This window comes from Mesorhizobium sp. WSM2240 (genome assembly GCF_040438645.1).
GTDB lineage: Bacteria > Pseudomonadota > Alphaproteobacteria > Rhizobiales > Rhizobiaceae > Allomesorhizobium.
Genome location: NZ_CP159253.1, coordinates 984,030 through 996,730, shown reverse-complemented (window position 1 = coordinate 996,730; position 12,701 = coordinate 984,030). Strand labels below are relative to the sequence as shown.

The window sequence follows — 12,701 nt, the reverse complement described above, 5'->3', positions numbered from 1 at the left end:
CTCAGTGAGGTTCACCTTGTGGTGACGGTGGTTCACCGGCTCAGCATCGCCGAAATGCCCTGGCGGACAAAGGGAAGATATTGTCCAAAGCGAAGCCCCATATGTCTTGCCAGCCGTGCCGCCGGGTGCTCGCCTGAGTAGAGTCTGACGAGCAAGTTCGTGGCATAATAAATCGGCGCCGCCGACAGGCGCAGCCAGCTTTCGTACCTGTAGAGCAAGTCGGGATCGGCAATGTCGCGACGGTCGCGACATGCTGTCGATATCCTATGGGCGAGTTGCTTCTGGCCGCTTAGGCCAATGTTGAAGCCATAGGCAGTCACCGGGTGCATCCCAATGGCAGCGTCGCCGATGAGCGCGGCGCTCGGAGCCCAGAACTTGTGCGCCCACGTCGTGACGAGCGGATAGCAATGGCGGTTGCTTGCCAAGGTCATATTTCCGAGGCGCCCGTGACACCGGTTCGTCAATTCTGTCACGAACAAATCGTCGTCGAAGGCAAGCAGTCTATCTGCCTGGTCTGAGCGCAAGGTTAGAAGCAGCGACGACACGCCTTGCATGAGCGGCAACATCGCTACGGTCTGATGGTGATCGAACCATTCGACTGCGATCTGGTTATGGACGCGCTCGTGCCTCACTCGGCAAATCAGCATCGACTTGCCAAGCCGATTGATATCGGCGCCGATGCCGAGTAGGTCGCGCGTGGCGGACAGACGTGAATCAGCTGCAACGAGAAGCCGAGCGGTCAGCTGCCTGCCATCGGAGAGTGTCATGACTGCTCCATTGTGGCTGTTTGCTGCGTCGACAACCGAGTAGCCGCACAGCAGCCGGGCATGATCCTGCGAGCGGACGATCTTGAATAAAGCATCGCGGATCCGCCAATTTGGGACCAGAACTCCCAGTGGTTCCCCAGATCCGCTGGGGGGATCGAAACAAAGAGCGAAAGCGCTCGATCCATTGAGCACGCGCGCGCCTTGAATCGGTGATTTGTCCGAAGCGGGAATGGCATCCCAGGCCCCGATCTCACGAAGGATTCTGATGGAGGTGTGGGTCAGCGCGATCTCGCGACCGTCGAAAGCCGGATCCGCCAGCCTTTCCAGGGACTGCTGTTCAACAACCGCCACCTTAAGTTTACTCTGGGCAAGCGATGCGGCGAAGGAGAGTCCCACCGGCCCGGCGCCGACGACAACGATGTCGAACCTTTCGTCGGAGCGGACCATCAGCGTGCCGCCATTGAGTCGGCCATCTTCGTAAGATGCTGGTGGCTGCGTTTCATTGCCGCTGCATCGTTCAAGCTACTGGGCAGAGGAGATCAGCATCATATCCCAACAAAGGTGCAGTCTCATCAAACACGGGCGCGGCTGATCGAACCGGTCCAGCTTTGGCGATTCTTCGTGTCGGTCTCGATCCAGACTGGTCGCCGAGGTTTTCGGCGGCGCGATTCGTCAAAGGAGCCCTAGCCCGACCGCTACGATGAAATATCCGAAAACCGCCAAGACGATGAGACGGCCGACCAAACTGTCCGTTAGACACGCGTTCTCCTTTGAATGACTGGTCGACGTAACCACGCCGATGAGAGGATAATCTTGATATCGATCAACCAAACGCGACAAAGCGGGGCAACGGCGGGTTCACGGTCGACTGGTCGATTGCCCCAACAATTTTGGCCATGGTCTGTTCAGATCATCATCGAATGGCGGCCTTTCCCTCCGGTGCGCCCGGCCAGGCTCAGTCGTGAGATGGCTAGCGTCCGCAGTCATCGGCGCAGCGATCTGGGTCAGTGTTCCGACTTGTCCTCCCGGTCGATGAGGATGCGCTCAGCGGCCCCATCAAGATCCTCATATTGACCACTCCTCAACGCCCACAGAAAGCCGGACAGCCCCAGTGCGCCAAGGAACATGGCTACTGGTATGAGGTAGACGAGCGTTGTCATGAAGGCTGCACCGATGCGCGAATTCCGGAACGCTTGGCGGAAGGAGCCCTCGTGACGTTGGCGAGCAAAAAGCCCTGCAGGCGCAACGCATTTCCGATGACCAAAAGCGACGAGGCAGACATAGCGATTGCCGCGATCAGCGGCGTGACATGGCCCAGAATGGCAATCGGCACCGCGACGGCGTTATAGACGAGCGCTATGACGATGTTCTGCCGGATCAACCGCCCGGCTTTCCTGGAGATGTCGAGCGCGCGCGGTATTGCCATGAGGCTGTCGCGTAGGAATACGAAATCGGCGGCACAGCGGCCGATATCGGCCGCAGTCGCTGGTGCGATCGACACATGTGCCGCGCCCAGCGCAGGCGTATCGTTGAGGCCGTCGCCGACCATCAGAACCTTGTGTCCGTTTTTCCCTAGCGTCTCGATTCGTTCGACCTTGCCGGAGGGGAACATCGCGGCCGCGAAGCGGTCGACGCCCAATGTTTCGGCCACCTCCCCGCAGGCCTTTGCCGTGTCGCCCGACAGAATTTCCACCGACAGGCCAGCATCTTTGAGTTGCTCGACGGCTGCCTTGGCATCGGGGCGGAGCGTATCCTCGAAAGCGAAGGATGCGGTAATGATCCCATTCTTCGATAGGACCGTACCGCCGTGGCCGCCTAATTTGCCTTCGCTGCCAATTCGGGTTTTCCATCCTGCCCATCCGACCCGGCCAAGACGCCAGATGTTTCCGGCCACCCGGGCTTCGATCCCGAAGCCCGGGTGCTCGCTGACGGATTCAAACTTGGGCTGGCCGGAAACCCCTGCAAAGCCGGCAATCGCGCTTGAAAACGGATGACGGGAATGCGCGGCCATGTCGGCCGCGATCGCCAGCATGGTAGAGTCGATGGAGGCGGCGTTGACAAGATTTGGTTGTCCGAGCGTAAGCGTGCCTGTCTTGTCGAATACCGCCGTGTCAACCTCCGCCAGGCGTTCCATGGCCGAACCATCCTTGACCATGATGCCGCTTTCGAACAGACGCCGCGCCGCGACCACCTGCACGATCGGGATCGCCAGGCCGAGTGCACAGGGGCACGTAATGATGAGAACGGCGATGGCGATGGTTAGGGCGCCGTGCCAGTCACCAGTCGCCGCCATCCAGCCAAGGAAGGTCACAGACGCAGTGAGGTGGACCACCGGAGCATAAAGTGCCGAGACGCGGTCGGCGATCCGGCGATACTGGGCCCGGCCGCCTTCGGCCGCCTCCATCAGCCGGACCATTTCCGCCAGGAAAGAATCCTTCGCCGCGGCTGTCGCCACCATGGTCAGCGGGCCGGTAAGATTGAGGGTGCCGGCCTGTACCTTTTCCCCGGGCGCAACGGCTCTGGGGGCGCTCTCGCCGGAAACCAGGGAACAATCGAGGTCCGACGAGCCCTCAACGATGTTGCCGTCGACGGGGATCCTTTCGCCGGCCGCGATCAAAAGCTGCATGCCCGGTTCGATCTCGCCGACCGGCAGGTAGTCGCGTGTACCGTCGCCGCGAAGCACCATGCAACCGCGCGCAGCCAGCCGCGACAGGCTGTTCACCGCGGTACGTGCCCGCTCCCGCATCACGTGATCCAGCGTTCGGCCAATCAGCAGGAAGAACAGCAGCGACACCGACGCGTCGAAATAGGCGTCGTCGCCATGGCGGATCGTCTCGTAGAGGCTCATAGCGTAAGCGAGCGAAACGCCGACTGCGATCGGCACGTCCATGTTCATGCGGCCATGGCGCAACGCATTCCACGCCGAGCGGAAATAGATGCCGCCAGCAAAGACGAGGGCCGGAATTGCGATCAGCGCCGACACCCAATGGAACAGGTCCCGGGTGGCACCTTCGGCACCGGACCAGACCGACACCGAAAGCAGCATGATGTTGCCCGTCGCGAAGCCGGCAACCGCGACGGCCCGGATGAGTTCCGAAAGCGTCTTGTCCTTCTCGTCCAGCACAGGATCGAACAGATGCGTCTGATAGCCCAACCGACCAAGCGCGGCGACAAATGGTGGGACCTCTTCCCCACGCCACCGCACCGAGACCCGCTTCGTCGACAGACTGACGCGGGCGCCCTCGACCCGATCCAGCTTTCCAATCGCCGTCTCGATGGTCTGCATGCAGGCCGCGCAGTGAATCGCCGGCACCGAGAGAACGGTCTGATACACATCGCCGCCGAGCGGGCGGCTCGCCAGTTTGATTTCCTGGCTCGACGGCAAAACAGGTGCGGCGCCGACCACACCAAGGGCCGTTTCGGCGCCCGGCGCACAGCAGCTCATTGCTGAACTCCCCGGGAAATCATGATCCGGCGAACGTCGCGATAGGATTCAGCAAAGCCGGCGTCGGCATTAATTTCGACGATCCAGACGCCATCCTTCGGCGTATGTAACGCGGCGAATATCTGACCGGAGGCGCCGGTAAGTGTGACAGTCTTGTCCTCCGCCTCATAGCCAGGATGACGAAACTGGATCTTTACGCCGTGAAGGGGGACTGGCTTGCCGGCAGCGTCGCTGAGACTGTAGCGGACTTCGCCTGCCTCGATCGTCAGTTTGCCGGTCCAGCCCAGCGCCGCCTGCGCCCGCCCTTCCCTCGCCTTCCGGTTGAATTGCTGGCTGGCCACATAGGTGTTTTCGACGACAAGTCCGGTCCAGCTCGTTGTGGCGAACGCCGCCATGGTCACATTGACGCCGGTGACTACCCCGAAAAAGGCGAGAATGGTGAACAACATATGCCTGCCGGTAAACTGATAGGGCTTTTGCGGGTCGGCGTTCATCTGTGGGTCTCCGGTGCGTTGAAGCTGGCCTTGTATTCGTTGCTCTCGAGGCTCGCATTGTCCTCGGCGCGGAACTTGAAGGTCTGCACCTCGTCCTTGACCTTGTCGGCCGGCAGACGAACGAAAACCTTGAGCACTTTTAGCCGGTCGGGTTCGGCCGCAATGACGAAGGAGCGGTCGGCAGGAAGGTCGATGCCGACGATGCTCATCTCGGCGCCCTGCAGTCCCTGCAAGCTGAGGACGATAGTCCTCGGTTCGGGGATCATGTTGAGGAGCTTGACGGTATAGCCGTTGCGGATCGAGCCGTCGGACAGGGTCACGAATTGCGGGTTGCGGTCGTGCAGAACGTTGATTTCGAGCCGGTCGCGCGTCAGCAGCGAATAGAGCATCGCAAGCCCGACCGCGGACCAGGCGCCCATATAGATGAAGGTGCGCGGCCGGAAGACCTTGCGAATTTGGAAATGCGCCAACCTGTCGGAGAAAGCGCCGCCGGCGGTGCGAACGAGAGTGGGATCGATCGTGCGCGTGCCGCCTGCTGTCGCTAGCGCCATGTTGGCGTTGTAGTCAGATAGCGTCGCATAGGAGATGAGACCTCGATCCCTGCCCAGCTTGTCCATAACGGCGTGGCAGGCGTCGATGCAGAGTGCGCAGGTGATGCATTCAAGCTGCTGGCCGTCGCGAATGTCGACGCCCATCGGGCAGACCGCGACACAGGCTTTGCAATCGACGCAGTCGCCAACCGGCTGACCGGCTGCCTGAACCTTCTTGACGTGACGCGAACGAGGCTCGCCGCGCCAATCATTGTAAGTTACGGTGAGAGAATTCTCGTCGAGCATGGCCGCCTGGACGCGCGGCCAGGGGCACATATAGGTGCAGACCTGCTCGCGCATGAGTCCAGCAAATGTGTAAGTGGTCGCTGTCAGCACGGCGATGGTGATGTAGGCAACGGGCGCGGCGTTGCCGGTGAAGACTTCGCCAACTAGCGTTGGCGCATCGGCGAAATACATGATCCAGGTACCGCCCGTCGCGGCCGCTGTCACCAACCAGATCGCGTGACTCGAACCGCGCAGCACGAGCTTGCGAGCCCTCCAGGGTGTGGCGTCGAGTTTCATGCGGGCGTTGCGATCGCCCTCGATCGCGCGCTCCACAACCAGAAACAGATCGACCCATACGGTGTGCGGGCAGGTGTAGCCGCACCAGGCCCGGCCGATTGTCGATGTGATCAAGAACAGGCCAATGCCGGCCATGACCAGCAGGCCGGCCACATAGTAGAATTCCTGCGGCCATATTTCGATGAAGAAGAAGAAGAAGCGGCGGTTGGAAATATCGACCAACACGGCTTGATCCGGGGCAAAAGGTCCACGCTGCCATCGCAGCCAGGGCGTCAGATAGTAGGTCCCAAGCGTGATACCCATGACCAGCCATTTGACGCGGCGAAAGCTGCCAGAGGCCCGCTTGGGGAATATCTTTTTGCGTGCGGCATAGAGCGGATGACGGACCTTGGGGGAGTTGACCGCCTCGTCTTCGGGCCGTTTCACCTGAATGTTGTCCAGCACGAGCATCTCCAGTCGCGCAGGTGATGATTTGGCGTGCGACCGAGCTTGGCTGACGTCCGGAATGCAACGTTGAACAAGCTTTGCCATGTGGCGGGAAGCGCCGCATTGATGCAGGTCAAATCGCCGAACGCTGGAGTGGTGTCGAGGCCCGGCTCACGCCGGGCCTCGTCGCTTGGCGAGGGGGGCCCGGAGAACAGGCCTCTCTTCCTATTCTCCGCCGCCAAGCGAATGGATGTAGATCGCAAGTTCCTTGATCTTGGACTCGCCGAGACGCTCGATCCAGGCCGGCATAACGCCGTGCTTCGGCGCGCGGACCTGCGCGGCAATAGCCGCCTCGCCCGATCCATACAGCCAGATCGCGTCGGTCAGGTCGGGTGCGCCGAGTTCCCGGTTGCCCTTTGCATTGTCACCATGACAAGCGACACAATTCTCGGCGAATACATTGGCACCGGGTTCAATCAGATTTGCGTCCCGGACAGGGCCGGACAGGCTGGCAACGTAGGTGCTGACCTGCGCGATCTGATCGGCCGTGATGATGTCACCAAAAGCGGGCATTTCCGACAGACGCGTATTCGGGTCGGACGCGAAGCGGATGCCATGAGTAATGGTTTGCTGGATCTGCTCGGCCGTGCCGCCCCACAGCCAGTCGTCGTCATTGAGATTGGGAAAGCCTTTGGACCCTTGCGCGCCCGCGCCGTGGCACTGCACGCAATTGACCTTGAACGTACCCCCGCCGGCGGCAATGGCGAATTCACGTAACTCATCGTCGGCAGCAATCTCAGAGACGGTTTTCGACTCTATCGCGGCGATATATTTGACCTTGGCCGCCTCAGCGGCCGCCAACTCGTTCTTGACGTCATTTCGGCTGGAAAAGCCAAGCACGCCCTTCGTGGCGGAAGTCAGCATCGGCCATGCCGGATAGGCGATAGTGTAGCCGATCGCCCACGCGATGGTGACGTAGAAGGTGATGACCCACCAGCGCGGAAGTGGGTTATTGAGTTCCTTGATACCGTCCCACTCATGGCCGGTCGTTGAGATGCCCGAGACCTCGTCGATGTGCTCGCTGCTCATTATCAATCGTCCTTGAGAGGAATTTGAACGGCTTCATCGGCGTGCCTGCGGCTGCCGGGGCGTAGTGCAAACGCAATGCATCCCACGAAGAAGAGCACCATCGCGAGCAGGCCCCAGCTGTCGGCGAATTCCCGCATCAAATTGTAGTCCATGACACTCTCCTCAGCGGTCGCCTGCGGCTTCGTCGTAGGTCTTGAAATCGACCAATGTGCCGAGCATCTGGAGATAGGCAACCAGCGCATCCATCTCGGTGACCTGCTGCGGGTTGCCGTCGAAGTCGCCGATCTTGACCTTCGAATAGCGTTTCTCGAGGCCCGATGTGTCGGCACTCGGATCGGCCTGCGCCATGAGATCGGCATTGCCGTTGGCGATCATTTGGTCGGAGTACGGAACCCCGACGCGCCTGTTCGCGATAAGATGTGTCGAGAAATCCTTCAGGTCGATCGGTGTGTCCTTCAGGAACGCATAGCTCGGCATGATGGATTCCGGCACCACTGAGCGTGGCGCGCTTAGATGCTGGACGTGCCATTCATTGGAGTAGCGGTCGCCGACGCGCGCGAGATCCGGTCCGGTGCGTTTCGATCCCCACTGGAACGGGTGATCGTACATCGATTCTGCCGCCAGGCTGTAATGCCCGTAGCGTTCGACCTCGTCGCGGAAAGGGCGGATCATCTGGCTGTGGCAGGTGTAGCAGGCCTCGCGCACATAGATGTTGCGCCCGGCAAGTTCGAGCGGCGAATAGGGTCGCATGCCTTCGACCTTCTCAATGGTATTGTCGAGATAGAAGAGCGGCGCGATCTCAACGATACCGCCGACCGTCACCACGAGGAGGGACCCAATGAGGAGGAGCGTGGCGCTCTTCTCGATGACCGCGTGTTTATCCATCAATCCCATGTCTGGCTCCTTATCGCGCAGGCTGGATGGTGGGGGTGGAGCCCGGCATCGGCTCCTCCTCGCGTTGATAGCCAAAGATGGTCATGGCGATGTTCCAAGCCATGATCAGAGCGCCGGACAGATACATCGCGCCGCCGATCGCACGCATGATGTAGTAGGGATGCAAGGCAACAACGGTTTCTGCGAAGGAGTAGACCAGAAAGCCATGCTCGTCGTACTCGCGCCACATCAGGCCTTGCATAATGCCGGAGACCCACATTGCCGCTGCATAGACAAGGATACCGAGGGTCGCGAGCCAGAAGTGCCAGGTGACAAGCCGCAGCGAATAGAGCCGTTCACGATTCCATAGCTTCGGCACCATGTAATAGATCGCGCCGAACGAAATCATGCCTACCCAGCCGAGCGCGCCGGAATGGACATGACCGATGGTCCAGTCGGTGTAATGCGACAGCGAGTTGACCGCCTTGATCGACATGATCGGGCCTTCGAAGGTCGACATGCCGTAGAAGGCGATGGCCATCACCATCATGCGAATAATCGGATCCGTGCGCAGCTTGTCCCAAGCGCCGGACAGCGTCATCAGGCCGTTGATCATGCCGCCCCAGGAGGGCATCCAGAGCATGATTGAAAACGCCATGCCCAGGGTCTGCGCCCAATCCGGCAGGGCGGTATAGTGAAGATGGTGCGGCCCGGCCCAGATGTAGAGGAAGATCAGCGCCCAGAAGTGGATGATCGACAGACGGTAGGAATAGACCGGCCGGTTTGCCTGCTTGGGCACGAAGTAGTACATCATGCCGAGGAAGCCGGCGGTGAGGAAGAAACCGACGGCGTTGTGGCCGTACCACCACTGAGTTAGAGCGTCCTGCACGCCCGAAAAAGCTGAATAGCTCTTGGAGCCCAGGAAGGAGACCGGCATCGACAGGTTGTTGATCACGTGCAGCATCGCGATGGTCACGATGAAGGACAGGTAGAACCAGTTGGCGACGTAAACGTGCGGTTCTTTGCGCTTCAGGATGGTGCCGAGGAAAAGGATTAGATACGCGACCCAGACGATGGTCAGCCACAGGTCGACATACCATTCGGGCTCGGCGTATTCACGGCTCTCGGTGATGCCGAGCAGGTAGCCTGTCGCTGCCATGACGATGAAAAGCTGGTAACCCCAGAACACGAACCACGCGAGATCGCCGCCGAATAGCCGCGCGCGGCAAGTCCGCTGCACTACATACAGGGATGTGCAAAGCAGCGCATTGCCGCCGAATGCAAAAACGACGCCGGACGTATGCAAGGGCCGTAGGCGGCCGAAATTGAACCAAGGCTCGAAGTTGAGATCCGGATAGGCAAGCTGTAGGGCGACGAACACACCGACCAGCATGCCGACGATGCCCCAGATCACCGTTGCGACGGCCCCGTAGCGGATCGGCCCATCCATGTAAGCTAGGGGATCAACCGGGGTCGCCGGTTTGAAATCCGTATTGCGCAACAGAATCGCCGTGAAGCCGGTAAGGACGAAGAACAACACCAACATATGCTGGCGGAAAGGTTCATCCACGCCTAAGCCGGCAGCTACAAGCGCCGCAAACGCAAACAGGAATAGGAGGACGATCTCTGTGCCGAATTTCATCGCAACTCACCGATCTCGAGTTTCGGCGGACGCCAAATCCGCAGTGCATGAATTCCGCAGCCGCAGCCTGCTCGCCTTGATCCATGTCAGGACGATTTTGCTTTGAGCCCCATTGAGCATGGTGGAATCAGCACGGGGCGATTGAACATGTAACGCAACACGGGCCGCGCCAGCTCATGGACAAGTCCGGCGTGCCGGGCCGGACCTGCCTGGGAGGCTGCCCTGCCGAACGTCGATCAACTCAATGCCTTGGCACAGCCAAGCGAATAATTCCGCTGCTTCGTGACATTCGGCGGTTCGAGGAGACGGTCATGTCCCGGCATATTAGCCGATACTGACCTCGGCGGACGCCAATCTTGCCTCCAGCCGGTTGCGCGTCGAGCATGTCGAGGATCAAGCTTCGCCCATGAGGTAACGGAAATGCTCTTAGCGATCGGCCCTGATGATCCGATGGTGAATGCCGGAGCTGTCGGGTTCATGCGACGAGCCTTCTTCGAAGGCTTGCGGGCCAGATCGCGTTTGAACGCGAGCATGTCCTGCCGCGGATCGCAGTAAGCGACGTGACCGCGTCGCTTCGGTCTTATTCAAAAGGCGGTTGGAATTGCGCCTCAATCGCCGCAGCGCTGCTCCAACCGGCTCACGCTGTTCACCGTCACCTGGCGGTTGTTCTCGATCCGGATCACGCCGTCGGCCCGCAACCGGCTCAGTTGCCGGCTCACGGTCTCTTCGGTCAGCCCAAGGAAATCAGCGATGTCTCTGCGCGTCAACGGCAGATCGAAGCACGCCGACTTGGCCGCCGGATCAACCGTGGGATCGATATTCCGGGCGATCATCAGGAGAAAGCTCGCCACCTTTTCCTGTGCAGTCTTGCGGCCCAGTGTCACCATCCATTCGCGTGCTTCGTCGAGTTCGTTCAGCGTCTGCCTAAGCAGGCGATGTTGGAGTTCCGGCGATTCCTTCATCATCCGTTCGACGGCCGCTTTCGGAAACGAACACAGGCAAACAGCTGTTGCCGCCTCCGCATTGATTGCGCTTTCCACCCTAAAGGGCCGTCCCAGAAAATCCGGTGCGAACTGGAGTCCGACGATCTGCTGGCGGCCATCGGAAAGGCTCTTCGTCAGCTTCACCACGCCTGAAAGCACGTTTGAGAAGCTGCCGATGGCCTCGGCGTTGTCGATCAGTTCGACCCCTGGCTCGAGCTTCTGTCTCGACGAAGTTTTGGCGAGGGCAACCAATTGGTCGGGATCGAGCGCACCGCAGACGCCGTGATGCCGTGCCTTGCAAGGCCCGCAAAGAACGGGAATTCGGAAACTGTGAATGTCCTGGCGTACTGTCATCGCGTTCGTCCAACGAATCCCAAGTGCCGGCACGATAGCAATCCACCGTAGAGAAATCCTGCGGCAGTTTGTCTGTGCTGGACGTTGACCGAAATCATGGCTTTGGGTGGCTCTTGCGCCCAGAGCTCCGCCGACGCAAACACGGTGGACAACGATATGCGGCCGGAATTAGCTGCCAGACTGGGCGAGAACGTCCCGCGTTATACCAGTTATCCGACCGCGCCGCATTTCCATCCTGGCGTCGATGCCGCCGTTTACCGCGGCTGGTTGGAAGCGCTCGAAGCCGGTGACGAGATATCGCTTTACCTGCATATTCCCTATTGCGACAGGCTCTGCTGGTTCTGTGCGTGCCATACCAAGCAGACGCGCCGCTATGAACCGGTGACCACCTATCTGCGCTCCCTATACGCGGAGATAGCGACGGTTGCCGATCGCGTCAGCGGCAAGGCCTCCGTCCGCGCAATCCACTTCGGTGGCGGCTCGCCGACCATGCTGAAGCCTGAAGATATGGTGGCTCTGGCAGCGTTCTTGCGGGACAACTTCGTTTTTGTTCCCGATGTGAAAATCAGCGTCGAGATCGATCCGAACGATATGGACAACGCTCACCTGGACGCGCTCGCCGAAATCGGCATGACCCGGGCGAGCCTCGGCGTACAAGATTTCGATCCGAAAGTGCAGAAGGCGATAAACCGCGAGCAAAGCTTTTTACAGACTAAGGCAGTCGTCGATGGAGTTCGTTCACGCGGAGTCGTTTCGGTCAATCTCGATCTGCTTTACGGCCTGCCGCACCAGAATAAGGAGAGCGTCTGTTCCACCGTCGCACAAGCGCTGGCTCTGGAACCGGATAGGATGGCTCTCTTCGGCTACGGTCACGTACCCTGGTTCAAGAAGCATCAGAGGATGATTGACGAGGCATGGCTGCCAGGTCCCGAAGAGCGTTTCGCCCAATCGAAAATCGCTGCGCGAGCGATTATGGACAAGGGATATGCAGCAATAGGGCTCGATCATTTCGCCAAGCCGGGTGATGCGCTGGCGGTGGCAGCCTGCACAGGGGCTTTGCATCGCAATTTCCAGGGCTACACGGAGGATCACTGCGAGACATTGATCGGACTTGGCCCGTCATCCATCAGCCATTTTCGCCAGGGCTACGCGCAGAACATATCTTCGGCCGGCGAGTACGGGCGCATGGTTGGAAACGGCGGGTTGGCGACTGTGCGCGGCATCGTGCTCTCCGACGACGATCGCGTCCGAGGCTGGATCATCGAGCGGCTGATGTGCGACTTCGCCTTTTCAGCAACCGAGCTGGTGGAGAGCTTCGGGGAAGCCGGCCGGAGGCTCCTTGTCCAGGCAGGCTCCATCGCAATTCATCGTCCTGCTCGACTGCTTGAACTACAGGGGGACAGTTTTGTCGTGCCGAGAGAAAGTCGTCCCTTCGTGAGGAGCATTGCGGTGAAATTCGATAAATATTTCGAGAGTGACACGGCGAGACACTCGGTGGCAGTCTGAGCACCGGCCC

Annotated in this window: 11 protein-coding genes; 1 reads left to right on the top strand and 10 read right to left on the bottom strand. The window is 60.0% G+C overall.

Annotation, left to right across the window (positions count from 1 at the left end; all coding sequences use genetic code 11):
* Positions 1–32 precede the first annotated feature (32 nt).
* From ubiM to ABVK50_RS04685, 10 genes are all read right to left on the bottom strand, one after another.
* Positions 33–1,214, bottom strand: coding sequence for a 5-demethoxyubiquinol-8 5-hydroxylase UbiM (gene ubiM / locus ABVK50_RS04730; protein WP_353642620.1), 1,182 nt, complete (start codon positions 1,212–1,214; stop codon positions 33–35).
* Between the two features lie 557 nt (positions 1,215–1,771).
* Positions 1,772–1,927 (bottom strand): cbb3-type cytochrome oxidase assembly protein CcoS, encoded by a 156-nt coding sequence (ccoS, locus tag ABVK50_RS04725; protein WP_353642621.1) that lies wholly within the window; start codon positions 1,925–1,927, stop codon positions 1,772–1,774.
* Positions 1,924–4,212, bottom strand: a complete 2,289-nt coding sequence (locus ABVK50_RS04720) for a cation-translocating P-type ATPase (protein ID WP_353642622.1) — start codon at positions 4,210–4,212, stop codon at positions 1,924–1,926. Before ABVK50_RS04720 ends, ccoS begins: the two co-directional genes overlap by 4 nt.
* Positions 4,209–4,706: a FixH family protein gene (locus ABVK50_RS04715; protein ID WP_353642623.1), complete on the bottom strand. Its 498-nt coding sequence runs from the start codon at positions 4,704–4,706 to the stop codon at positions 4,209–4,211. Before ABVK50_RS04715 ends, ABVK50_RS04720 begins: the two co-directional genes overlap by 4 nt.
* Positions 4,703–6,262: a cytochrome c oxidase accessory protein CcoG gene (gene ccoG / locus ABVK50_RS04710; protein WP_353642624.1), complete on the bottom strand. Its 1,560-nt coding sequence runs from the start codon at positions 6,260–6,262 to the stop codon at positions 4,703–4,705. Before ccoG ends, ABVK50_RS04715 begins: the two co-directional genes overlap by 4 nt.
* Before the next feature lie 207 nt (positions 6,263–6,469).
* Positions 6,470–7,333 carry a cytochrome-c oxidase, cbb3-type subunit III gene (gene ccoP, locus ABVK50_RS04705; protein WP_353642625.1) on the bottom strand — a complete coding sequence of 288 codons (864 nt, stop codon included), beginning with the start codon at positions 7,331–7,333 and terminating at the stop codon, positions 6,470–6,472.
* A gap of 2 nt (positions 7,334–7,335) precedes the next feature.
* The gene (locus ABVK50_RS04700; protein WP_353642626.1) at positions 7,336–7,485 is read right to left on the bottom strand and encodes a cbb3-type cytochrome c oxidase subunit 3; all 150 of its coding nucleotides are present in this window, start codon (positions 7,483–7,485) and stop codon (positions 7,336–7,338) included.
* A gap of 10 nt (positions 7,486–7,495) precedes the next feature.
* On the bottom strand, positions 7,496–8,227 hold the full coding sequence (gene ccoO, locus ABVK50_RS04695) for a cytochrome-c oxidase, cbb3-type subunit II (protein ID WP_353642627.1): 732 nt from the start codon (positions 8,225–8,227) through the stop codon (positions 7,496–7,498).
* A 10-nt stretch (positions 8,228–8,237) separates the two neighbouring features.
* Positions 8,238–9,848 carry a cytochrome-c oxidase, cbb3-type subunit I gene (gene ccoN / locus ABVK50_RS04690; RefSeq protein WP_353642628.1) on the bottom strand — a complete coding sequence of 537 codons (1,611 nt, stop codon included), beginning with the start codon at positions 9,846–9,848 and terminating at the stop codon, positions 8,238–8,240.
* Between the two features lie 608 nt (positions 9,849–10,456).
* The gene (locus ABVK50_RS04685) at positions 10,457–11,185 is read right to left on the bottom strand and encodes a Crp/Fnr family transcriptional regulator (RefSeq protein ID WP_353642629.1); all 729 of its coding nucleotides are present in this window, start codon (positions 11,183–11,185) and stop codon (positions 10,457–10,459) included.
* Between the two features lie 156 nt (positions 11,186–11,341).
* On the opposite strand from ABVK50_RS04685, the gene hemN reads away from it, so the two are divergent.
* On the top strand, positions 11,342–12,691 hold the full coding sequence (hemN, locus tag ABVK50_RS04680; protein ID WP_353646023.1) for an oxygen-independent coproporphyrinogen III oxidase: 1,350 nt from the start codon (positions 11,342–11,344) through the stop codon (positions 12,689–12,691).
* Positions 12,692–12,701: the final 10 nt, after the last annotated feature.